Annotated in this window: 20 protein-coding genes; 7 read left to right on the top strand and 13 right to left on the bottom strand. The window is 64.5% G+C overall.

Going from position 1 to position 21720, the window contains the following annotated elements; genetic code table 11:
• Window positions 1-20: 20 nt before the first annotated feature.
• The 7 genes from AC3IR3_RS13710 to AC3IR3_RS13680 form a co-directional block, all read right to left on the bottom strand.
• Complete coding sequence (locus AC3IR3_RS13710) at window positions 21-551, bottom strand: FMN-binding protein (RefSeq protein ID WP_489192898.1); 531 nt, start codon at window positions 549-551, stop codon at window positions 21-23.
• 9 nt (window positions 552-560) lie between these two features.
• On the bottom strand, window positions 561-1493 hold the full coding sequence (locus AC3IR3_RS13705) for a DUF6662 family protein (protein ID WP_489192897.1): 933 nt from the start codon (window positions 1491-1493) through the stop codon (window positions 561-563).
• 144 nt (window positions 1494-1637) lie between these two features.
• Window positions 1638-2384, bottom strand: coding sequence for an FkbM family methyltransferase (locus AC3IR3_RS13700; RefSeq protein ID WP_489192895.1), 747 nt, complete (start codon window positions 2382-2384; stop codon window positions 1638-1640).
• Between the two features lie 14 nt (window positions 2385-2398).
• Window positions 2399-4198, bottom strand: a complete 1800-nt coding sequence (locus AC3IR3_RS13695; RefSeq protein WP_489192893.1) for a hypothetical protein — start codon at window positions 4196-4198, stop codon at window positions 2399-2401.
• A 230-nt stretch (window positions 4199-4428) separates the two neighbouring features.
• Window positions 4429-5667 (bottom strand): imidazolonepropionase, encoded by a 1239-nt coding sequence (gene hutI, locus AC3IR3_RS13690; protein WP_489192892.1) that lies wholly within the window; start codon window positions 5665-5667, stop codon window positions 4429-4431.
• The gene (locus AC3IR3_RS13685; RefSeq protein ID WP_489196932.1) at window positions 5664-7016 is read right to left on the bottom strand and encodes a chloride channel protein; all 1353 of its coding nucleotides are present in this window, start codon (window positions 7014-7016) and stop codon (window positions 5664-5666) included. The genes hutI and AC3IR3_RS13685 overlap by 4 nt, the downstream gene beginning before the upstream one ends.
• A 41-nt stretch (window positions 7017-7057) precedes the next feature.
• Window positions 7058-8629, bottom strand: coding sequence for a GNAT family N-acetyltransferase (locus AC3IR3_RS13680; protein ID WP_489192890.1), 1572 nt, complete (start codon window positions 8627-8629; stop codon window positions 7058-7060).
• A 90-nt stretch (window positions 8630-8719) separates the two neighbouring features.
• Between AC3IR3_RS13680 and AC3IR3_RS13675 the strand changes: the two genes are divergently transcribed.
• Window positions 8720-10081: a formimidoylglutamate deiminase gene (locus AC3IR3_RS13675; RefSeq protein WP_489192889.1), complete on the top strand. Its 1362-nt coding sequence runs from the start codon at window positions 8720-8722 to the stop codon at window positions 10079-10081.
• 3 nt (window positions 10082-10084) lie between these two features.
• Here AC3IR3_RS13675 and AC3IR3_RS13670 read toward each other — a convergent pair whose 3' ends face one another.
• On the bottom strand, window positions 10085-10570 hold the full coding sequence (locus tag AC3IR3_RS13670) for a hypothetical protein (RefSeq protein WP_489192888.1): 486 nt from the start codon (window positions 10568-10570) through the stop codon (window positions 10085-10087).
• Window positions 10571-10814: 244 nt separating this feature from the next.
• Window positions 10815-12404: a methyl-accepting chemotaxis protein gene (locus AC3IR3_RS13665; RefSeq protein ID WP_489192886.1), complete on the bottom strand. Its 1590-nt coding sequence runs from the start codon at window positions 12402-12404 to the stop codon at window positions 10815-10817.
• A 121-nt stretch (window positions 12405-12525) separates the two neighbouring features.
• On the opposite strand from AC3IR3_RS13665, the gene AC3IR3_RS13660 reads away from it, so the two are divergent.
• The 3 genes from AC3IR3_RS13660 (at window position 12526) to AC3IR3_RS13650 (ending at window position 15418) form a co-directional block, all read left to right on the top strand.
• The gene (locus AC3IR3_RS13660) at window positions 12526-13512 is read left to right on the top strand and encodes a DMT family transporter (RefSeq protein WP_489192884.1); all 987 of its coding nucleotides are present in this window, start codon (window positions 12526-12528) and stop codon (window positions 13510-13512) included.
• Window positions 13513-13571: 59 nt separating this feature from the next.
• Window positions 13572-14054, top strand: coding sequence for a hypothetical protein (locus tag AC3IR3_RS13655; RefSeq protein ID WP_489192883.1), 483 nt, complete (start codon window positions 13572-13574; stop codon window positions 14052-14054).
• Window positions 14055-14164: 110 nt separating this feature from the next.
• On the top strand, window positions 14165-15418 hold the full coding sequence (locus AC3IR3_RS13650) for an MFS transporter (RefSeq protein WP_489192882.1): 1254 nt from the start codon (window positions 14165-14167) through the stop codon (window positions 15416-15418).
• Here AC3IR3_RS13650 and AC3IR3_RS13645 read toward each other — a convergent pair.
• Genes AC3IR3_RS13645 through AC3IR3_RS13635 form a run of 3 tightly spaced genes read right to left on the bottom strand, consistent with a single transcriptional unit; the run spans window position 15387 to window position 17776 of the window.
• Entirely contained in the window at window positions 15387-16286 is a 900-nt protein-coding gene (locus AC3IR3_RS13645; RefSeq protein ID WP_489192881.1) for a LysR substrate-binding domain-containing protein, read from the bottom strand. The genes AC3IR3_RS13650 and AC3IR3_RS13645 overlap by 32 nt on opposite strands.
• 15 nt (window positions 16287-16301) lie before the next feature.
• A complete protein-coding gene (gene tesB, locus AC3IR3_RS13640; RefSeq protein ID WP_489192879.1) occupies window positions 16302-17168 on the bottom strand; it encodes an acyl-CoA thioesterase II in 867 nt (288 codons plus the stop codon).
• Between the two features lie 56 nt (window positions 17169-17224).
• Complete coding sequence (locus tag AC3IR3_RS13635; protein ID WP_489192877.1) at window positions 17225-17776, bottom strand: N-acetylmuramoyl-L-alanine amidase; 552 nt, start codon at window positions 17774-17776, stop codon at window positions 17225-17227.
• A 130-nt stretch (window positions 17777-17906) separates the two neighbouring features.
• Between AC3IR3_RS13635 and AC3IR3_RS13630 the strand changes: the two genes are divergently transcribed.
• From AC3IR3_RS13630 to AC3IR3_RS13620, 3 genes are read left to right on the top strand one after another with little or no spacing between them, the layout of a single operon-like run.
• Window positions 17907-18437 carry an alpha/beta hydrolase gene (locus AC3IR3_RS13630; RefSeq protein ID WP_489192875.1) on the top strand — a complete coding sequence of 177 codons (531 nt, stop codon included), beginning with the start codon at window positions 17907-17909 and terminating at the stop codon, window positions 18435-18437.
• Window positions 18434-20587 carry a bifunctional 23S rRNA (guanine(2069)-N(7))-methyltransferase RlmK/23S rRNA (guanine(2445)-N(2))-methyltransferase RlmL gene (rlmKL, locus tag AC3IR3_RS13625; RefSeq protein ID WP_489192873.1) on the top strand — a complete coding sequence of 718 codons (2154 nt, stop codon included), beginning with the start codon at window positions 18434-18436 and terminating at the stop codon, window positions 20585-20587. Before AC3IR3_RS13630 ends, rlmKL begins: the two co-directional genes overlap by 4 nt.
• A gap of 53 nt (window positions 20588-20640) precedes the next feature.
• On the top strand, window positions 20641-21063 hold the full coding sequence (locus tag AC3IR3_RS13620) for a hypothetical protein (RefSeq protein WP_489192871.1): 423 nt from the start codon (window positions 20641-20643) through the stop codon (window positions 21061-21063).
• A 66-nt stretch (window positions 21064-21129) separates the two neighbouring features.
• On the opposite strand, the gene AC3IR3_RS13615 is transcribed toward AC3IR3_RS13620, so the two are convergent.
• Complete coding sequence (locus AC3IR3_RS13615) at window positions 21130-21570, bottom strand: DUF6491 family protein (protein ID WP_489192870.1); 441 nt, start codon at window positions 21568-21570, stop codon at window positions 21130-21132.
• Between the last annotated feature and the right edge of the window lie 150 nt (window positions 21571-21720).

Below are 21720 nucleotides of genomic sequence, written 5' to 3'. Positions count from 1 at the left end.
CGAGCAGCGGCCGCGCGCGTTCAACTTTTCTGGTTGGCGAGGACAAGGGCATAGGTCGCGAGTAGACGCTTGACGCCGTCGGTGATGTGCCGGCTGGATAACGTGGCACCGGATATGTTCTGGATGTCGCCACCGAGTTTGAGCGGAGCGTCCCTGGTCTTGCCGGTGAACTGGGCACGCCACGATGCGTTGCGTACCTGGTCGCCATAGGTCTCGCGGTATTCGAGGATTTCCACGGCTTTAACGGCACCTTGTGCATCGATGGCTACGGCGAACGGAATGAATTCGTGCTTGCCGACGACCTGGTCGGCAATGAACCATCCTCCCGTCGACGCGCGCCATACCTTGAGGTCGGGCGAGAGCACGTTGACGTCCGAGCTCTTCTCGATCGCCTTCATCTGATCGGGCGTCAGCGTGATGAAGTCGGGCGTGAACGTGGCGCCGGGAAACATCAATGCCTGGGCTTGCTCGACGCTGAGGTATACGGTGGCCTGCACGGGGGCGCTTATGACCAGCGCGTAGGCGGGAATCAACAGGAATCGCGATTTCATGGCATGACCTCAGAAGTACCAGCCGGCTTTGATACGTACGCGATACTTTTCGAAATCGTTGTCGTAGATGCGACGGCCGACGATGGCGCCCGCTACCGTATCCGAATGTTCCGATGCCCAGGGCAATTGTTCGAGGAAGGTCGCGGTGATGAAGAGTTTCTTGCCGCCGTAGTGAATGACCGGACCGAAGAAGAAACCGTTGTTCGATTCCTTGCTGAACGTGTAGCTGTTGTATTCGTGTTCGTTGAGCAATTCGAAACCCGCCGACCAGTTCGGTGCGAAGCGGTACGACGCGGCGAAGTTCGCATTGACGTCGGTTTCGTAACCCCATTTTTTCCGGGTCGGATCGCCATCGACGATGTCGTAACGCCATTCCGGCGCGTAGGTGAAGTTGAAGGCCGTGACGAGGCGATCGTCCATGAAGTTCTTCTGGAGAATCAGCTTCGCTTCAAGCTCGCGGAATGCGGGCCCCACGGTGGGTTCGACGTAGACAGCGACACCGATAGGGTCGGTGTACGGACTCAGCAGGCGATAGATGGCTTCGCCGGAGAAACCCACGAAGCGTCGGGCGTTGTAACGGTCGTCCGGACCCGGCCGGTCATAGGACAGCGGTTCCGGCGACGTGGTCTCGCCGAAGGGGCCATTGTGATATGCGCGGGCCCATACGTAGTTCGCGTAGAAGGCCACCTGGAGTTTGTCGGTCAGGCCGTACTCGAATTCGGTGCGGCCATCGAGCTGGTCGAAGTAGCCACCTGTTTTCTGTCGGCGCCAGGTAGCCCATTGCTCTACTTCTTTCGCACCATTCGGCAAAAGGTCGGTGGTGTAGACGTAACCGAACTGGCTCTCTTCCGCTCTGGCGCCCGGGGCGCAGATCAGGCCCAGAACGACGAGTGCGAAAAAGGCACGCAAACCGCGCGAGCGATAAGCAGAGGCAAGCGACATAAATTTCCCTGGGACGCATGAAGGTCAGGGAATGATTATGAGTGATAGTGATTCGCATCTTCAATTGATGTTATTGATTTCGCAAGAAATTACGGATTCTTGCCGAAAAGATTCTTGGACCATGCGTGCACATGGCCCGCGCCTTCAAAGCTCTAGTCGCTCCTCGAATTCAAACCGGCTCTCGACAGGCGCCGCGATGGCGTTCTGCTGGACGATGCCCGGGAACACGTTGGCGGTATGCCCGGCGTGGTTCGCGGGGTTGTACAGGTAGGGCACGTGGGACCAGACGCGGTAGCCCAGGTCCTTGATGGCCTGTACTTCAGTTTCCGCCATGTCGATGCCGGACAGCCGTACGTACAGCATCGGCCGATGGCGGCGGATGGTTTCGGTGGCGCCGGTCAGTACGTCGTGCAGGGCGCCACGGAGGTTGACCTTGAGCAGGTGCAGCGCATCCAGTGCGAGGCTGTCGATGGTTTCGGTACGTACGGCTTCGGTCGGGCTGGAGGTTTCCGGCAGCAACGCGCCGAGGGTCGACCGGCCGGACGATCGTCCGAGCCATACGGGGTAGGTATGGACGTTCGCCAGTCCATTGATCGCCACGTTGGCGCAAAGTTGCTGGAACGCGATGCGCCGCGGTTCGGCGACATGTACGCGACCGTCCAGACCGACGGCTCGCGCCAGCCAGAGTGCATGGGCACCGTAATCGCCGCCAGCTTCCAGCACGCTATGGCCTTCCTCGACGATGGCGCTCAGCAGATCGATTTCCTGCTCCGCCCATTCGCCATAGAGGTGCATCGCGCGCGCCACGGGATCGATCGTGGGTATGGCGGCGGCGACACCGTAGCGGGTGTTCCACAGGCGCGAAGGTTGTTCGGTGACGGTCTTGTTCATGGTGACTCCTGTCGTTATCGGTGCATGGATGCGGTTGCGCTGGCGATGCGGAAGCGACGCGTGGTTTCGGTAAGAGCGGGTTCGTCGGACATGGCGGGAAGCGATTCGGTCCAGCGATCGCGCGCACGTTGCCAGACGCGCAGCAGGGACGGCGATGTCGCTCCCGTTTTCCATGCACGTTCGCAGGTTCGGCACGCCGTGACGACATCGTCGTGACGCAGATAGGCTTCGGCCATGCGGCAAAGCGTGTCGATGCCTTGTGCCGGGATGCCTTCGAGGCGGTGTGCCAGGCGAAGCGCGACATCGCCTTGCGCGCCGCATTCGGGGAGATCTTCGTAAGCCAACTGTATGGCTAGCCGGCATTGCAGGGCATCGGCCCGGCAGCGTGCATCGGCTTCGGCGGCGATGGCGTGCATCAAGGCGTGCGAGTAAACCGCTGCGGCATCGCCGGGCGGCAGCAGGCTGGCCCGGGCGTAAGCCGTGTCGGCGACAGCGTTTGCCAGGATCGGGCTGGGGGCGCGGTCGTAAAGGTCGTCGAGCAGGCTCTGCGCGGCTTCCAGATGGCCAAGGCGGTTTGCTTCGCCTTCCGCTTCGGCGCGTGCGCGCCAGATGTGGGCGTGGCGACGTTGTGCATAGTCTTCGTACCCTTGAATGGTCGCCAGCCGTTCGCATACGTGCGCTGCCTGTGCGTAACGCGAGGCGGCAGCCGTTCCGGGTTGCTGGGTGGCCCATGACAGCAATACATCCAGCCATACATCGAGAACGGGTGCATGCGTTTCTTCGATGTCCGCGGCGTAATCCGACGCGATGACTCGCAGGGCAAGCAGTCGTGTTGCGCGTGTCTGTCGGGACGAGCGTGTCAGCGCAACCGCCATTGCCATTGCGCGCCAGATCGGGCGTTCGTCGATCGCCGCATCGTCGGCGCCTTCGGCAATCAACAACCCGGCGCGTTCGTGCAGGTGCATGGCTTCCGTTGCGCTGGCGTCCACGGCTTGCAGTAACCATAGACGAACAAGAAGGACGCGTGCGGTCAGTCGTTCGTCGGACGTTTCCTTTGCCGCGTCCACGAGCAGCGACTCGGCATGCGGCAAGGGCGGAAGCCGCGTCGATGTGTCCACACGGAACAGCGCGGGAAGCGGGCCATCCAGGGCGACGCGGATGTACGGGGTGTCGCTGCCTTCGATATGGGCCGCGCGTTCGAAGCGAAGGAATAGCTCATCGGTGTCCGCCGCTTCGCGATGCGGTGTCGCGGGAAACTGGCGCAAGCTGCGCATGGCGGAAGGGGTCAGATCGACAACTGTGTCGGTCGCGTGCATCCATGCGAATGCGTGGCCCATCGACGACGAAACCCATGGCGCCGGTAGCGTTCTGCGCTTCGGTGGCGGAAGCGCTACAGCCATGACGGATGGATGCGCCAGGCGCAGATGAAAGCTCGAAGCGAGCAGAGCGACAAACAGCAGGCACACCAGCCACACGTGCCACGGTCGCATCGGAAACGATGCCGGTTCATTGTCCGCTATCGGCAGCGCGGCAGGTGCGTAGGAAAGCGGTTGGACGATGGTGTGTATATCGGGACGGTTGGCTGGTCGCCGTTCCAGCGGCTCGCTTGAATGTCGAATGGCTATGTCGAAGAACGCCGGTAAGGCCGCCACCTGTGCCGGCGCTGCTGGCGTGGGCGCGGACGATGCGCCGGCGTCTTCGAATTTTCGGAGTGGCTCGGGCGATGGCGCGTCCCGCAGTGGCAGCGATGATTTCAGGGCAGGAGTGGTGCAACCGATCGCCATCGCGCCGACTATCTGCAACGCGACCGCCATGCGTACACAGCGTCGACCCTCCGGAGGGGACGGCCGCTTTTTTGGCTGTTCGGTTGCTACGCTCACCACGATCCTCTGTGCGCACACCCGGGACGAGTGCGAGACCATTCCATGTCTGTCGTCGCGGGCGAGATCCGCGTCGAGCCGTCTTTATACCACGTGCGCCGGAAGCGGCCGGCGCGATGTTCCGTTTCGTGGCCGGCGACACGCGCCGCGTCGTGCGGGTGTCGTCAGGTAACGATCAGTCGTTCGCCCGCGACCCAACTATCGCGGCGCAGGTTGCCGCCAATCCAGTACGACAGTTCCGCGGGATGTCCCACGTTCCAGACCGTCAGGTCGGCGCGCAGGCCGGGAGCCAGTTGGCCGCGATCGTCGAGGCCAAGTGCGCGTGCCGCGTGTACGGTTGCGCCGCGCAAGGCTTCTTCGGGCGTCATGCGGAAAAGCGTGCAGGCCATGCTCATCGCCAGCCGCAGGGAAAGAAGAGGCGATGTGCCGGGATTGAGGTCGGTGGCGACGGCCATGGGGACGCCGTGTTGCCGGAAGCGTTCGATGGGTGGCGGCCGCGTATCGCGCAGGGCGTAGTAAGCACCTGGCAACATCACCGCGACCGTGCCCGCCGCGGCCATGGCGCGCACGCCGTCTTCGCTGGCCCATTCGAGATGGTCGGCCGACAGGCCTTCGAACGACGCGACCAGCGCCGCGCCACCCAGGTCCGAGAGTTGCTCGGCGTGGAGTTTGACGGGAAGGCCAAGGTCGCGCGCACGTTCGAACAGGCGCTGCGTTTCCGCATGGGTAAAGCCGATGGTTTCGCAGAACGCATCCACGGCGTCGACCAGCTCTTCGTCGGCGAGCGCGGGCAGCATGGTTTCGCAGACGAGGCCGACGTAGTCGTTGCGGCGTTCGCGGTATTCCGGCGGTAACGCGTGCAGTCCGAGAAAACTCGTGCGCACGGTAATGCCCAGTTCGCTGCCGATGCGTCGTGCGACGCGCAGCATGCGGCGCTCCGCATCGGGCTCCAGTCCATAACCGGATTTGATTTCGAGGGTGGTCACGCCGTCGGCGACGAGTGCGCGCGCACGGGGCAGCGACTGCGCGAGAAGCTCGTCTTCGTCGGCCATGCGCGTGGCGCGCACGCTGGAGACGATGCCGCCACCCTTGCGGGCGATCTCTTCGTAGCTGACGCCTTCCAGCCGCTGCTCGAACTCGGTCGACCGATCGCCGCCGAACACCAGGTGCGTGTGGCAGTCGACGAGGCCGGGTGTGATCCATGCGCCCGGCATCGAATCCACCCGGTGGGCCAGCGCATGCGGATCGCCGGAAAGTTCGCTCATGGGGCCGATATGGACGATCAGCCCATCGCGCCAGCCGATCGCTGCATGCTCGACAGCGCCGTAGGGACGGCCGTTGTCGGTCATGGTGGCGAGATTCACGTCCAGCAACAGCTGGTCCATGCGCGTATCGGTAATCATGGGTGGACGGCCTTTTCCTTGTCGGGTGTGGCGACCGGCGCGTCGCGCTTCGCGCGCTCTTCTTCGTAGCCGGCGATGAGGTTATTGGCGAGCGCTTTGTATACCGGCACGCGGCATACCAGCGACGACACGGCACGCGCCAGCAGGCATGCGGCCATGATGGGCAATGCCATCTGCCGGTTCGCTGTGAGTTCGAGCGAAATCACCACGGCGGTAAGCGGGGCCTGAGTCACGCCAGCGAGATACGCCGCCATGCCGAGCAGGACGACGGCGGGCGCATCGGCACCGGGCAGCAGCGAGGCGACGTTTTCGCCCAGACCGGCACCGACGGCCAGGGCTGGCGAGAAAATGCCGCCGGGAATGCCGGCCCAGGACGAGGCGATATTGCCCAGGAATTTCAGCAGGCCGAAGGCCGGTCCCGTATCGGGATGCCCCTGAAGAATGTCGCGCGCCTGCGCATAGCCCGTGCCGTAGAGCCCTTGCTGGCTGAGCAGGCTGAGCAGCACCAGTGCGAGGCCGCAGGCGGCGGCGAAGACGATGGGCTGGCGGGCGCGTAGTCGCGCCACCAGTCCGCGCAGGCCACGTGCATCTGGCACGATCAGCCGCGCGAACAAGCCGCCGGCAAGGCCACCGACGACGCCGGTCAGCAGCACGGCCAGCCACGCTTTGCCCAGTGGCAGCGCCGCGGTGATGTCGCCGAAGTAGGCATAGTTGCCCATGATGCCGAGCGACACGACGCCCGCGACGATCACGGCGGTAAGCAGCGTGCCGCTCATGCGATGTTCGAAGGTGCCCGACATTTCCTCGATGGCGAAAACGACGCCCGCGAGCGGCGTGTTGAACGCCGCGGCCAGACCCGCCGCCGAGCCGGCCAGAATGAAACGGCCCGCGGCGGTGGGATCCGAGAAACCGAAGCGACGGCCCAGCGAATAGAGAATGCCGGCGCCCACGTGCACGGTCGGGCCTTCGCGGCCTACCGACGCGCCGCCCAGCAACGCGGCGAGGGTCAGTGCCATTTTCCCCACGGCGACGCGTAACGACAGAAGGCGGGTGCGGAAGGTTTCGTCCTCGACCTTCAGTGCGGCAATGGCCTGCGGAATACCGGAGCCGCGCGTCGCCTTGAGTGCGCCCTGGGTCAGCCAGCAGAGCAGGGCGAATGTGGTCGGCGTGATAAGCAGCGGCCACCACCAGCCGCGCTCGACGACCGAATGGAATACTTCGAACGCATAGTCGGCCGCTTTGGCGAAGAACACGGCGGAAAGACCGACGGCGATGGCGCCCGTCCAGAACAGCAATCGTCGTCGCCATTCGGAGGGAGACAGCCATTCGTGCTGGCCGAGCTGGCGCATGCGGTCGAACCGCGATGCGCGGGGGACCGGGTCTTCCACGCTCACTTTCCTTCCGTCGTGCGCGACCAGCGGACCTGATACAGATCGAAACGACGGTCTTTCAGGTTCTGCACCGCGCCCGAATTGCGCGCGCGGGCCAGGTTCTCCAGCCGCAGATCGGCGAACAGCACGGTTTCGATATTCGGCGTCGAATCGGCCGCGATGCCGTCGCGTGCGAACGGGAAGTCGCTGGGCGTCAGGATGCAGCTTTGCCCGTACTGGATGTCGAAGTTGTTCACGCCGGGAAGATTGCCGACGTTGCCGGACAGCACGACATAGCACTGGTTCTCGATGGCACGCGCCTGCGAACAGTAGCGCACGCGCAGATAGCCTTCGCGCACATCGGTGCAGAACGGTACGAACAGGATCAATGCCCCCTGGTCGGTAAGATGCCGCGCGACTTCGGGAAATTCGGAGTCGTAGCAGATCATCACCCCGATCGGCCCGCAGTCCGTCTGGATGGTGGCCGCCGTATCGCCGCCGGTGATGTTCCATACGTTGCGTTCGCTGGGCGTCGGATGCAGCTTCTCGCGTTCGTGAATCGAGCCGTCGCGCAGGCAGACGTAGCAGACGTTGTGGATGTCGCCATTCGGCTGGCGCGTGGGATGCGAGCCGCCGATGATGTTGATGTTGTAGTGCACCGCGAGCCGGTGGAAGAGTTCCTTTACCTCGTCGGTATATTCCGAAAGCCGGCGGATCGAATCGACCGGCGACAGCTCCGCGTTCTCAATCGACAGCAGTTGGAGTGTCAGCAGTTCGGGAAAGGCGACGAAGTCGGCGTCGTATTCGGCCGCGATATCGACGAAGTATTCGACCTGGGTTTCGAAATCCTTGAACGACGCAATCCGGCGCTGCTGGTATTGCACCGAGGCCACGCGCACCGAATCGGGAAGGCGATGCGGCTGCGATACGCGCGGCATGTCGGGATGATCGAGCAGGCGCGGATTGCGCCAGACCAGGTGCGCGGCGTAGCCGAGGGATTCGTGATCCGACGGTACGTATTCGCGCAGCAGACCCACTACTTCGAAACCGTTACGTAACTGGAAGCTCAGCGTCTGGTCGCGACGGCGACCTTCGACCACGGCCTGCACGTACGCTTCCGCGCTGCCGTAGCGCTGGATGGTGCGTGCCAGACCCGGAATGCGTCCGCCGAAAACGATGCCGCGCAGCTTCAGGTCCGTGCACAGGCGCTTGCGTGCCATGTACAGACGCTGGCCGATGCGCATGCCGCGGTACTCGGGGTGCACCACTACTTCCATGCCGTAGAGCCAGTCGCCCTTCGGGTCGTGGCGCGAGGCGAAACCGCCTCCCGTGATCTGCATCCAGGTATGCGGTGCGAGCGCGACGGCCTCGGCGATACGGAACGTGGCGCAGAAGCCGACGATAACGCCTTCGTATTCGACGACGAACTGCCCTTCGGGGAAGTGGGTCTGCTGGCCTTGCAGCATTTCCGCGGAATGACCCCATTCGGGCGTATAGACCCGCGCGGTAAGGGCGACGAGTTGCGGAACGTCGGACGGTCGCGCCTGGCGTACCTGCAGCTTGGGAGTCTGGTCGGGGTGCGCTTCGTTCATGTCGCTCATTATGCCCCAGGGGGCCGGGGCCGCTGGTTGCCGTTACGGAGGAAGGGCTACCATCGGCTATCCGCCCTGAAGGAATTGTCCATGTCCGTGTCCGCCCTGAACGCCGACTTCGTCTGGCATGAACGCAACTGGCGCGAGGGTGGGAATGGGGTCGGCATCGCCGACGGTCTGTTCGCACCGGCCGACGCGGCCGCGGAAGGTAGCCATATTGGCCGGTTCGCTCTGCCGGGCATGCCCAACCTCCATTCGCATGCGTTCCAGCGCGCCATGGCCGGGCTGGCCGAGCGCCGGGGTCCGGGCGACGACAGTTTCTGGACCTGGCGCGAAACGATGTACGCCTTTGCCGCCGCGCTGGGGCCGGACGATGTGAAGGTCATCGCCACCCAGCTGTATATCGAAATGCTCAAGGCCGGCTATACGCAGGTCTGCGAATTCCACTATCTGCACCATGGTCCGGGCGGTGTGCGCTATGACGACCCGGCCGCGATGTCGCTCGCGCTGATCGAAGCGGCACGGGATGCCGGCATCGGCCTGACGCTGTTGCCGGTGCTGTACATGACCGGCGGTTTCGATGGCCGGCCGCTCGGCGAGCGGCAGCGTCGCTTCCATCACGACGTCGGCCAGTACGTCGCCCTGCTTGAGCGACTGAAGCCCATGGAGCATGCCATGCTGCGCATCGGTATCGCGCTGCATTCGCTGCGCGCGGTTCCGCCGGACGCGATGCGTGCCGTGCTCGCCACGGGCGTTGCCCGGGATATGCCGATACATATTCATATCGCCGAACAGATCGGCGAGGTGCAGGACTGCCTGGCCCTGCGCGGCACGACGCCGGTCGAATGGCTGCTGGATAACGCCAATGTGGACGCCCGCTGGACGCTGGTGCACGCGACCCACCTGACCGGGCATGAAACCCAGCGGCTGGCGCGTAGCGGCGCGGTGGCCGGTCTGTGTCCCACCACGGAGGCCAATCTCGGTGACGGCCTGTTCCCGCTGGCGGACTATCTGGACGCGGGCGGCTGCCTCGGCATCGGCTCCGATTCGCATATTTCGGTATCGCCGGTCGAAGAACTGCGCTGGCTCGAATACGGTCAGCGACTTGTTACGCGGCATCGCAATATCGCGGCGCGTCACGCCGGCGACAGCGTCGGCGCCACGCTATGGCATGCCGCACTGGAAGGCGGCGCGCGCGCTTCGGCGGAACCCATCGGTCGCATCGAGTCGGGCGCGCGAGCCGACCTCGTCGTACTGGACGATGCGGCACCGCTGCTGGCGGCGCGCAGCGGAACCGATGCGCTGGACAGTTTCCTGTTCGCGGGCAATACCGCGCTGGTGCGCGATGTGATGGTCGGCGGGAAATGGCGTGTGCGTAACTTCTCGCACCCGCGCGAAACGCAGGCCGCCGTCGATTACCGGCGGGTGGTCGAGCGGCTGGCCAGCGCCTGACCGTTACGTTTTCGCGGCGGGGCACTCCGGCTTGCCGTACAGGCCGGCAGCCGACGGTTCGTCGCGCTTGGCCGCGTCGGGCGACGCGAAAATCGAAACGTCCAGGTCGCAGGTATCTTTGCGCAGTTTGAGCCGGATGGTGTCCATCCGTGTGGGCGGGATGTCGTTGAGCTTGCATGCACTGGCGGGCGGAAGACGCAGGGTGATCTGGTTCTCGCCGGTGTCCACGATATCGAACGGTACGTCGTGGCATCCGGCCCAGCTGAGCGACTTGCCCGTCACGGTGAGCTCGTGCAGACCGAGGAAGGCATTGCTATACGGTTTCCATTCGCCCTGAAGCCATGCCGGACCGGGCGTCGCCGTCGCGGCGACCGCGTCGCTGGTGTTGGCCTTCGGTGTCGGCGTGTTGTGCTGATCGACGGGCGAGGGGTGGTTGCATGCCGTCAGTGCGGCGAGGGTCATGAGGGCGGCAGTCGAACGTAGCCACATGGCGAACTCCTTGTCGTGCGATATGGCTGAAGATACTCCGGGTGGTCGGGTGGGGCTATCGATGGTTCCTCAAATCGCGGCGATACCTTTTTTGTAGGAGCTCGCTTGCGGGCGAAAGCCAACGGAGCGGCGATGCCGTGGGTGGCATTCGCAGCCAGAAGATCGGGCTCGCGGATGTGCGCATCCGGCTTCCTCGCCCTGTTGGCTTTCGCCCGCAAGCGAGCTCCTACACAAAGAGCGAAAGTCACACCGCGACGGGTTCTTCTTCCAGTTCGTCCAGCGTGAAATACGCCACGCTTTCGCCCAGTGCATCGGCCTGGCCTTGCAGTACGCGGCACGCGCCGGCCATCTCGTCGACCAGGTCGGAATTCTTCTGGGTAATCGTGTTCATCTCATCCAGCGCCGCATCGATCTGTCCGAACGACAGGGACTGGTCGCGACTGCCGCTGGCGATGACGGCGATGCTTCCGGCAACGCGTTCCACGCCCGTCGCAATCGCGTCCAGCGTGTCGCTCGTATCGCCGACGAGCGCCATACCCGCCGTCACGCGTTCGCCATTGTCGGCGACGAGGGTTTTTATTTCGCGCACCGAGGCGGAGCAGCGCTGCGACAGGCTGCGCACTTCGTCCGCGACAACGGCAAAGCCCCGGCCGTGTTCGCCCGCGTGCGCCGCTTCCACCGCGGCGTTCAGTGCCAATAGGTTGGTCTGGAACGCGATGCTTTCGATCAGGGCGACGACATCGCCGATGCGATCGCTGGTGGCGTGGATGCCGTTCATGGCTTCGACGGTGCGTTCCAGCACGTCGCGGCCGCGCCCGGTCCATTCGCACACCGCGCGTACGTCGGTTTCGACGGTCGCGGCAAGGGTCGCGTGATGCGCGGCGGAGGCGGAAAGCAACCCGATCTGCGATGAGGACTCTTCCAGTGCGGCAGCCTGCGACTGCGTGCGCGTGGCGAGCTCGGCGCTCCCGAGCGTCATGCGCGATGCCGCGATGCGCACGGTCGTGGCGCCGTCGCGCATATCGCGAACGATGTCCGACAACTTTCCGTCCATGTCGGAAAGCGAACGGGCCAGCGCGCCGAGTTCGTCGTGCGTGGTGGAGTGGGGCTCGTGGCCGAGGCGTCCCGACGTGATGTCGACGGCCACCCTGGAGGCCGCTGCCAGCGCGCGCGTGACGCGGCGGAGCAGCCACAGATCGAGCGCTACCGCGACACCCAGGCCGAGCAACAATGTCGCCAGCATCCACAGTCGCCCGGATGTCACCTGCGCGTCGACCGACGCATAACGCGCCGCGCCGTTTTCCGCGACCTTATCGAGAATATTCGCCGCGTCGCTCTGCAACGTGGCATAGATCGGCAGCAGGAGGTTGTCCTGCGTTTCGAAGGCTTCGTCGTATTTTTCCGTCTGGATCGACGTGGCGATGCGGCCGAAATATTTGTCGAGCGCTTCCTTGTGCGACGCGAAGGAGGCCATCTCGTCGCCTGCGGGCAGGCCGCCCGCGACATCGAGGAAGGCGCTCCACAGCTTCGCCGCCAGCGCCTGGTTCGTGGCGATGGAGGAGGCCGCCGTTTCAGAGCGGGACGGCAGTTTCATCTGCACGGCTTCGGTGGCTTCCTGCGTGCTGGCACGGTAGTTGTTCATGATCCGGCCGACGACGGTCGCCGTGGCCAGGTCGCTGGCATACATCTGTCTCACGGCGGTCTGCGTGCGGGTCATGACGCCCACGCCGATCGCCGCGGCGACCAGCATGACGACGAGGAAGCACACGATGCGCAGCGCGAAGGCATGGCGCAGGCCGGGGACTCTCAGGAAGGGAAGACGGAAGCGGCGCATATCAGAAAGCCCGGATGAGATATCGGGCATTGGGTCACAGTTGTGTGTCATTCGTTTGAAGGGTCGCCGGGTATTTCGCGTATGCGACAATCGGGTCTCGTCCGTCCAGGGAAGGTCAGCCATGCGCTCCACCGCCTTGAGGGCCGTCGCGCTGGCGCTGCTCTCCGCACTTTTCTTCACGCTGACCTATGTCCTCAACCGTGCCGTGGTCAGTTCCGGCGGTCACTGGCAATGGGCCGTGATCGGGCGTTACCTCATTACCTTGCCCCTGCTGGCCGTCGTGCTGCCGTTTCAGGGCGGTCTGGGCGCGCTACCCAATGAACTGCGCCGGCATCCGCGCGCATGGTGGCTGTGGAGCAGCATCGGTTTCGTGCTGTTCGGCGTGCCGCTGACGTGGGCGGCCAGCAGCGGCCCGGCGTGGCTTATCGCCGGTAGTTTCCAGTCGACGGTGCTCGCCGGTCCCTTGCTTGCGCCACTGATTTATCGCGACGAGCGGCGCCGGTTGTCGTGGCGCGCGCTGGCCGTCGGCGTACTGATTCTGGCGGGCGTGATGACGATGCAGATCGGTCACGCGCACGGTTCGCTCGATACTGCCGCATGGCTTGCCGTGGGTGCGGTGATCCTTGCGGCGTTCGCCTATCCGCTGGGCAATCGCATGATCCTTCTGCATCTGGAACGCAGCGGTACCGAGCTGAACGCGGTGCAGCGGGTGTTCGGCATGACGTTGTGCAGCTGGCCGCTCTGGTTGGTGCTGGCCGCCATGACCTGGGCGACGGTCGGTCCACCCACGTCGACCGAGTTACTGCTGGCCGGCGGCGTCGCGCTTTCGTCGGGCGTGATCGCGACGGTTCTTTTCTTCCACGCGACCGCCATGGTCGGACGCCAGCCGACCGCGCTCGCCGCGGTCGAAGCGATGCAGGCCGCCGAACTCCTGTTCGCCACGGTCATCGGACTGGTTTTCCTGAACGACGCGCTGCCGGGCCCCGTTGCTTCGCTGGGCGCCGTGGCGGTCGTCGCGGGTATCGTGCTGTTCGCCTGGATGAGCGGCCGTGACAGCGCCGGCGACCCGCATGTGGCGGCAGAGGCCGGTGCCGATCGTGGGGCCTGATGTTCCGGGGGTGGCAAGAGCGTAGGCTGCAGGTCCGGATACATCGACGGAGCCGCGCCATGAAAGCCCTGACTCTTGGATTGTTGCTTGCCCTTCCTCTGGGAGCCGGCGCCGCGCCGTCCCCTCCCCCCGGCGTACACGGTACGCGCGCGCCCGAGGCCGAACCCATGAAGACATTCGCATGGCGGGACGATGCCGCGGGCTACAGCTTCGTCGGGCCGCCGCGCTGGGCGGGACGCGTGAAAGCGGTGCCGGTCGGCGCGAAAGACCTGGCGGCTTCCGGCGCCACCAGCGGCGTGACCTTTATCGATACGAAGCATTCGCAGACGCTGCTCATCCTGCTGGCGACGGACAGCGAACGTGCCGCGACGATGCTGGGCACGGAGAGCGTCCATGAACTGGCACGCAGCGGCGACCATGTGGTGGCTCGCAAGGACGGCCCCACGCGGCAGACCCTCGTGCGGGACGAGATGATGCTTACCCCCGACGAACTCGATACCGCGATTCGCTGGGACAGCGCGGACGGTACGACGGCGCGTTGAGTCATTCGCCGGACGTATCGAAGCAGACGCGCCGGTATATCGATCGCGAGGGCCGCGACCCCTAACCTTGGATGCCTCGGGTGCCTTCGCGCCCGGTTTGGAGACATCCCTTGGACGGTTCGTCCGGTCCGCTATCCGTCGCGCACGACCAGCGCATCCGCCACGGTACGTCCGCGTTCCGTCGTACGAACCTGGCCCTCTTCGCGGCCGGTTTCGCGACGTTCGGCCTGATGTACTGCGTGCAGCCGCTGATGCCCGATTTCTCGCGTGCCTTCGGCGTCAGCGCGGCGGTAAGCAGTCTGTCGCTCTCGTTCACTACGGGCGTACTCGCGGTGGCGATGCTTTTCGCCGGCGCGTTGTCGGATGTGCGCGGTCGCAAACCCATCATGCTTGCATCGCTGCTGGGATCGTCGTTCCTGGTTCTGCTCACCGTAGTAGCGCCGACATGGGGCAGCCTTCTTGTCTTGCGCGCGCTGCTCGGCCTGACGCTTGCCGGTCTTCCCGCCGTGGCGATGACCTATGTCAGCGAGGAGATTCACGGCGATTCGCTCGGTTTCGCCATGGGGTTATATATCGGCGGAAACGCGATTGGCGGCATGGGCGGACGATTGATTTCCGGCTTCGCCGCCGATCACGCGTCGTGGCGCGTGGCGGTGGGCGTGCTCGGCGCACTCGGGCTGGTGGCCGCATGGCTGGTGGCGCGCCGGTTGCCTGCGTCGAAGTTTTTCGAAACGCGTCGTGCCAGTCCGAAAGCGCTTGCGGGATCGTTTGCATCGTTGTGGCGAGACAAGGGTCTGCCGTGGCTATTCGCCGAAGGTTTTCTGTTGATGGGCGCGTTCGTCACGGTCTACAACTACGTTGCCTTTCGTCTGCTCGCACCGCCGTTCGGTTTGACCCAATCGCATGTCGGTGCGATTTTCATGGTGTATGTCATCGGCGTGGGCAGTTCGACGTGGATGGGCTCGCTGGCGGGGCGACTTGGCCGCGATCGCGTGCTGTGGACTTCCTTCGTCCTGATGCTGGCCGGGGTGGCTTTGACCCTGAGTTCGTCGTTGGTCGCCATCGTGGCGGGCATCGCACTGCTGACGTTCGGATTCTTCGGCGGTCATTCGATCGCAAGCAGTTGGGTCGGGCGTCGCGCGGGTATCGCGAAAGCGCATGGTTCATCGTTGTATCTTTTCTCGTATTACATGGGTTCGAGCATCGCCGGTTCCGTGGGCGGTCTGGCCTGGACGCGCTGGGGCTGGCCCGGCGTCGCGATCTATGTGTCGGTGCTGGTACTGGCCGGACTGGCAATCGCGCTCAAGCTACGGACGTTGCCCGACACGACGCTTAGTCCCGTTGGGCCAGAAGCAGCCGTGTGAAATGCGCGACGAGCGGCGAGGTATCTCCGCGACGATGCACTACGTGCACATCGCTGGTGGCCTCCGGCGAGGCGATTGGCAGATAGGTCACGCCTTCGACCTGGACGTGCCGTAGCGACGATGGCAGTACGGCGACACCCAGACCTGCCGATACCAGCCCGATGATCGTCGATGCTTCGCCGGCCTCCTGACTGATGCGCGGCGAGAATCCCGCATGCCGGCACATCGAGAGGAATTGCCGATGGATGCCGGTTCCCGCCGACGAGGCGAATACGACGAACGCTTCGCCGGCCAGATCGGTCATCGCCAGTTTGCGCCGCGTACGTCCGGCCAGTAACGGATGATCGGTACGCAGCACCACCACCAACGGATCGGCGAACAGCCGTTGCGAGACGAGCATGTCGGGCAGGTCAGCCGGGCGCAGTATGCCGACCTGCTGGCGGCCGTCGAGCAACGCTTCGATCTGTTGCAGCGTGTTGCGCTCTTCCAGAATCAGACGCACGGCAGGGAAGGCCTGCCGGAACGCAAGAATCGCGCGTGGAATCATCGCGGTCAGTGGTGTCGAACGCGTAAAGGCGACGCGCAGCTCGCCCACTTCGCCACGTTCGGCACGCCGGGCCAGATCCGATGCTTCGTCTACCTGAGCGAGGATGGCGCGCGCGGCATCGAGATACACCGTGCCGGCGTCGGTAAGTTCGACGCGCCGGTTGGTTCGTCTCAGCAGGCGCACGCCCAGCATCCGTTCGAGATCGCGGATCTGCTGACTCAGGGGCGGCTGCGATATACCGAGCCGCTCGGCGGCCCGGCTGAAATGCAATTCGTCGGCGACAGCGATGAAATATCGAAGATGACGTAGTTCGATACTCATCGTCGTCGGGCCGGATCAGTCCGGCCGGATGCGGATCAGGCCTTCCTGCGCGGTCGACGCCACCAGGCGGCCGTCGCGGGTATAGATCATGCCGCGGGCCAGTCCGCGCGATCCCTGCGTCGTCGGGCTGTCGAACGAATACAGCAACCATTCGTCGATACGGAACGGACGATGGAACCACAGGGCATGGTCCAGGCTGGCCATCTGCATGTTGTGGCTGAGATAGGAAAGGCCGTGGGGCAGGGTGGCTGTGCCGATCAGATGGAAGTCCGACGCGTAAGCCAGCAACGAGCGATGCAGCGCGGACGAGTCGCCGATGGGTGCCGTCAGGCGGAACCAGATGTGCTGATAAGGCGGACGCTTCGCCGGCTTGATCTCGTCGCGCGGCCACACGTGGCGAAACTCGAACGGTCCGTCGATGCCGAGCCAGCGCTGCATCTTTTCCGGAAGAGCGGCGAGCTTTTCGGCGGACAGCGGGTGCATCGGTTCGATGTCTTCGGGCGCCGGCACTTCGGGCGTCGACAGCTGGTGTTCGAAACCTGCTTCCGGTTCCTGGAACGACACCGAGCCATTGAGGATCGGCTGGCCATGCTGGATCGCCACGACGCGACGCGAGGAGAACGAACCGCCATCGCGCGTGCGCTCGACGCTGTAGACGATGGGGGCGTTGATGTCGCCGGCACGCAGGAAATACGCGTGCAGCGAATGGGCCTCGCGTTTCGGATCGACCGTGCGCTGGGCGGCGGAAAGCGCCTGCCCGAGCACCTGGCCTCCGAACACGTAACGGGTGCCGATATCGCGACTCTGTCCGCGGAAGAGGTTGTCTTCCAGCCGTTCGAGTTCGAGCAGGTCGACGAGTTCGGCGACGTGGTTGTCCGACATGCGATTAGCCCCTGGAGCGGATACGTTCGAAGGGTTCGGAGTATAGCGGCTGTGCCTCAGCGCGAGCGCTCAAGGCCAGAGCGCTCGAGCACGGCATCCCACGGGAACATCGGGCCCGGATCGCGCTTGCGCGGGACGTCTCGCGAGGGGTCGTCGCTGGCGGGCACCGTGGCGATGTCGAGGTCCTCGTGGCCGGCGATGAGGCGGATGCCCGGGAAGCGTGTCCGAAGGTCGGCGAGCAGGCTCGACAGGGCGTCGATCTGTACGTCGGGGTAAGGCTCGGTCATGACCTGACGCGCGGAGTGGAACCAGTCGGGATAGCGCCCTGTGTTCACCAGTTCGATGCCGATGGATCGCGGGTTGTATCCGCGCGTGTGGTTGGCGACCCGCAGCGGGTCGACGTAACACAGCGTCGTGCCGTCGCGGTCGACGTAGTAATGGCCGCTGTGGCCCACGCCGTTCTCGTAGTGCGCTTTCTCGCCATAGTCGCGAGCGATGGCGAGATCCGGCAGCTCGGTGCAATGGACGACGATCAGGTCGATATCGTCCGGTGCGCGGGTGGGCAGGAGCGGTTCGTAGGGTAGGGGGGCGTGCTGGATCGGTGGCATGGTTGAAGTGTCGCATGAGGCCCGGTGGGCGCAACTGTCTCTGTGGACGCCTGACACTTGCCCGATTCCTTCCAGCTCTTTGTGGGAGCCACTGCTACCATACGCAGTCATCCCGCGTACGGAGACCGCCATGCGCGGCCACATCATCCTTTCCCATGGCTCGGACAGCGGTCCGGACGCGACCAAGGTCAGCGTGCTTGCCGCGCTTGCCGAATCGCTGGGCTGGTCCACCACGCGGCCCGACTACCGCGAGGACGACACCCTGGGTCACGCCGGCAGCATCGATCCGCGTCTGGCGCGCCTCGGCGCCGCCATCGCGGCCTCGCCGGTTCCCCCGGTGCTGGTGGGATCGAGCATGGGGGCCTTCGTTTCGGGGTTGGCTTCGGTCGATACCCCGGTAGCGGGTCTGTTCCTGCTGGCGCTGCCCGCACGCATTCCGGGCTACGCCAGGCCGTTCGCCGCCCGCGAAGGTGTCCCCACGTTCATGATCCACGGCTATCGCGACGAGGTCTGTCCGGTCGACGAGGCGATCGCGTTCGCCCGCAAGGCGGCCATCCCGGCGCTGCTGCTGGACGACGACCATCGTCTGGGGGCGACCCTGTCTACTATTGAAACCCAGTTCCGCGCCTTCCTGGCCGGGCTGTCTGGAGAGCCCGCATGACCGCCTTCTTCGCGACCTGCCCGAAGGGCCTCGAATACCTGCTGCGCGACGAACTGGCCGTCCTGGGCGCGGAAGATGTCCGTGAGGCGCTGGCCGGCGTGCATTTCTCCGGCACGCTGGCCACGGCTTACCGGGCCTGCCTGTGGTCGCGGCTGGCCAGCCGCATCCTGATGCCGCTGGCCGAATTCGACGCCGCCGATCCGGAGGCGCTGTACGAGGGCGTCCAGGCGATCGACTGGGCGGAGCATCTGGCGCCCCATGGCACGATGGCGGTCGATGCGGTCACCGCGCAGAGCAAGCTCACGCATAGCCAGTACATCGCGCTGAAAGTGAAGGATGCCGTCGTCGACCAGTTCCGCGACCGCATCGGCGCGCGCCCCGACGTCGACCCGCAGGAACCGGACGTACGCATCAACCTGCGTCTGCGTCGCGACCGTGCCACGCTGTCCATCGATCTCTCCGGGCTGCCGCTGCACCGTCGCGGCTGGCGCGAAGTGCAGGGCGAGGCGCCGCTGAAGGAAAACCTCGCCGCCGCCATGCTGATGCGTAGCCAGTGGCCAGCTATCTATGCCGAAGGCGGCGCGCTGGTCGATCCGATGTGCGGCTCGGGCACGCTGCTGATCGAAGGCGCCCTGATGGTGGCCGACGTCGCACCCGGCCTGCGCAGGGAATACTTCGGTTTCCTCGGTTGGCTGAAGCATGACATCCAGGTATGGCGCGAGCTGTTCATGGAAGCGCGTACCCGCGCCGACGAGGGCCTGCGCCATCTGCGGCCGGTATTCTTCGGCAGCGATACCGATCCGAAGATGGTGCAGACGACCAAGCTCAACGCCCAGGTGGCGGGCGTGGCGGGCTTCCTGCATCTGGAACGCCGCGACGCGGCGCATATCGAGCCGCCGCCGGAGATGCCGCGCGGACTGGTCATCACCAATCCACCGTACGGCGAACGCCTGGGCGACCGCGCCGAACTGCCGGCGCTTTACAGCGCCTTCGGCCAGACCCTGCGCGATCGTTTCAAGGGCTGGCGTGCTGCCGTGCTCGCCGGCGACGAAGAGCTGGGCCGTGCGCTCCGCCTGCGTCCCGACAAGCGTTACGCGCTGTACAACGGTGCGCTGGAAACACCGCTGCTCACGTTCGAACTCAACGCCCACGACGCTCCGCCGCGCGAACAGAAGCCGTTGTCGGCTGGCGCGGAAATGCTGCGCAACCGGCTGGAAAAGAACGTGCGTCACCTGCGCAAGCGCCTGGTCCGCGAAGGCATCGAATGCTATCGCGCGTACGACCAGGACCTACCCGAATACGCTGCCGCCATCGACGTGTATGGCGACTGGTTGCACATCCAGGAATACAAGGCGCCGGACGACGTGCCGGTGGACGTGGCCCGGACCCGCATGCGCGAGATCGCGCGCGTGGCCGGCGATGTGCTCGGCGTACCGCGCGATCGCGTGGCGGTCAAAACGCGCGAGCGCGGCAAGGGCGGTTCGAAGTACGGGCAGTTCGACCAGAAGGGCGAGTTCATCGAGGTGGGCGAGGGTGGACTGCGTTTCCTGGTCAACCTCACCGACTATCTGGATACCGGCCTTTTCATCGATCATCGCCTGGTTCGCGCGAAGATCCGGGAACTTGCCGCCGGCAAGCATTTCCTGAACCTTTTCGCCTATACGGCCACCGCCAGCGTTTACGCGGCGGCGGGCGGCGCACGCGATACGACCAGCGTGGACCTTTCCGCGACTTACCTCGAATGGGCGTCCCGGAATCTTGCCCTGAACGACTTTACGGGCACCCGCCATCGATTGGTTCAGGAAGATGCGTTGGAGTTCATTCAGAACCGGTCCATGCAATACGGCCTGATCTATGTCGATCCGCCGACCTTCTCCAACTCAAAGCGGGCGGACGATTTCGACGTCCAGCGCGACCATGTCAAACTGCTGATGGCTTGCAAAGAGCGCCTTCTTCCCGATGGCGTCATTGTTTTCTCTAACAATTTCCGTCGTTTCAAGCTTGATCACGAGGCGCTCGACCCCCATTTCTCTATCGAGAACTGGAGTGGTCCGAGTATCCCGTTCGACTTTACCCGTCGTGCGGACATCCACGGTTGCTGGCTGTTGAAGCACCCATTCGTGAATCCCTGGGCCAAAACCCTTAAGTAGCTATTCAGTGCGCTGGCGCGACGCTATCACCACCAGCCGGAGGTCACCTGAAAATGAAACGTCAACTGCTTAAAACCACCATTGCGCTTGCCGCCGCGGGCCTGATGGCTTTCGCACCCGGCGCATTTGCGTGGGATCACGGCCGTGGCGGCGGATACGGTTACCACGGCGGCGGCGGATATTATCGCGGCGGCGGTTACGGTTATCACGGCGGCGGCGGATATTACCGCGGCGGTGGTCACTACGATAACGCTGGCCGCTGGATCGCCGGTGCCATCATTGCCGGTGCGGTGGTCGGTCTCGTTGCCAACGCCACGGCACCGCGTGAGACGGTTTACTACGACCAGCCGGTCGTCTACAGCCGCCCGGTCGTTTACGAACGTGCCCCCGTAGTCGTCGAGCGTCGCGTGTACGAGACCCGTACCGTCGTCGACGATGGTTACACGACGCGTTACGTGCGCGACGACGGCTATTGATCGTAAGTCGGTGGTAAATAAAAAAAGCCCGGCTCGCGCCGGGCTTTTTTTTGCGCTGAATTCTCGTTACGGAACGACACCCGTTGGGCCAGCGGGACTGCCGTGGTGCACGCCTTTTTGCTTCGACATCTTCGTATACGTCGCCTCGTCGGTCTTCTCGACCGATGCGACCGGACAGGGCGGGTCGTCGCGACGGACGATGGCTTCGTTGATGTCGCCGCAAATCGCGAACGGGTCCATGGACTTGTTGGCTTCGTTCGCACGGAAACGAATGCCTCCGCCCAGATCGACACGGGGGCAGGCGACCGACGTCTTCACGATAAAGCGGTTCGGTCCGTTGCGCAGGATCACCGTTTTGTCGTTGACGACATGGTAATCGTTGATGCGATCCACTCGCAGGCATTCGCCTATCGGGCGCAGCGGAACGTGCGGAGGCGGGTTCTGTGCCTGCGCGACGCCGGCAAGAATGGTAGATGCAATACAGAGGTAACGGACAGCGGCTTTCATGGGAGCCTCCGGTAGGCGATCGTTAATGACGCCATGCCAGCCAACGATAGGCCGCATCCGGGCGAAATGCGAGATGCCGCCTCACACAGGTGCACATGCCGTTAAGCCGCCGCGTGGGTTCCGCTCACATCTTTTGAACGTTTCCTCGGG

Source organism: Luteibacter sp. GL_149 (assembly GCF_057834065.1).
Note: the sequence above shows the minus strand (reverse complement) of the source record. Positions and strands in the feature narration are given on the sequence as shown.

Bases quoted from the DNA above. Each gene is read 5' to 3' on its own strand.
- AC3IR3_RS13710 (WP_489192898.1), bottom strand. From the start codon at position 551: ATGAAATCGCGATTCCTGTTGATTCCCGCCTACGCGCTGGTCATAAGC.
- AC3IR3_RS13705 (WP_489192897.1), bottom strand. From the start codon at position 1,493: ATGTCGCTTGCCTCTGCTTATCGCTCGCGCGGTTTGCGTGCCTTTTTC.
- AC3IR3_RS13700 (WP_489192895.1), bottom strand. From the start codon at position 2,384: ATGAACAAGACCGTCACCGAACAACCTTCGCGCCTGTGGAACACCCGC.
- AC3IR3_RS13695 (WP_489192893.1), bottom strand. From the start codon at position 4,198: ATGGCGGTCGCGTTGCAGATAGTCGGCGCGATGGCGATCGGTTGCACC.
- hutI (WP_489192892.1), bottom strand. From the start codon at position 5,667: ATGATTACCGATACGCGCATGGACCAGCTGTTGCTGGACGTGAATCTC.
- AC3IR3_RS13685 (WP_489196932.1), bottom strand. From the start codon at position 7,016: ATGCGCCAGCTCGGCCAGCACGAATGGCTGTCTCCCTCCGAATGGCGA.
- AC3IR3_RS13680 (WP_489192890.1), bottom strand. From the start codon at position 8,629: ATGAACGAAGCGCACCCCGACCAGACTCCCAAGCTGCAGGTACGCCAG.
- AC3IR3_RS13675 (WP_489192889.1), top strand. From the start codon at position 8,720: ATGTCCGTGTCCGCCCTGAACGCCGACTTCGTCTGGCATGAACGCAAC.
- AC3IR3_RS13670 (WP_489192888.1), bottom strand. From the start codon at position 10,570: ATGTGGCTACGTTCGACTGCCGCCCTCATGACCCTCGCCGCACTGACG.
- AC3IR3_RS13665 (WP_489192886.1), bottom strand. From the start codon at position 12,404: ATGCGCCGCTTCCGTCTTCCCTTCCTGAGAGTCCCCGGCCTGCGCCAT.
- AC3IR3_RS13660 (WP_489192884.1), top strand. From the start codon at position 12,526: ATGCGCTCCACCGCCTTGAGGGCCGTCGCGCTGGCGCTGCTCTCCGCA.
- AC3IR3_RS13655 (WP_489192883.1), top strand. From the start codon at position 13,572: ATGAAAGCCCTGACTCTTGGATTGTTGCTTGCCCTTCCTCTGGGAGCC.
- AC3IR3_RS13645 (WP_489192881.1), bottom strand. From the start codon at position 16,286: ATGAGTATCGAACTACGTCATCTTCGATATTTCATCGCTGTCGCCGAC.
- tesB (WP_489192879.1), bottom strand. From the start codon at position 17,168: ATGTCGGACAACCACGTCGCCGAACTCGTCGACCTGCTCGAACTCGAA.
- AC3IR3_RS13635 (WP_489192877.1), bottom strand. From the start codon at position 17,776: ATGCCACCGATCCAGCACGCCCCCCTACCCTACGAACCGCTCCTGCCC.
- AC3IR3_RS13630 (WP_489192875.1), top strand. From the start codon at position 17,907: ATGCGCGGCCACATCATCCTTTCCCATGGCTCGGACAGCGGTCCGGAC.
- rlmKL (WP_489192873.1), top strand. From the start codon at position 18,434: ATGACCGCCTTCTTCGCGACCTGCCCGAAGGGCCTCGAATACCTGCTG.
- AC3IR3_RS13620 (WP_489192871.1), top strand. From the start codon at position 20,641: ATGAAACGTCAACTGCTTAAAACCACCATTGCGCTTGCCGCCGCGGGC.
- AC3IR3_RS13615 (WP_489192870.1), bottom strand. From the start codon at position 21,570: ATGAAAGCCGCTGTCCGTTACCTCTGTATTGCATCTACCATTCTTGCC.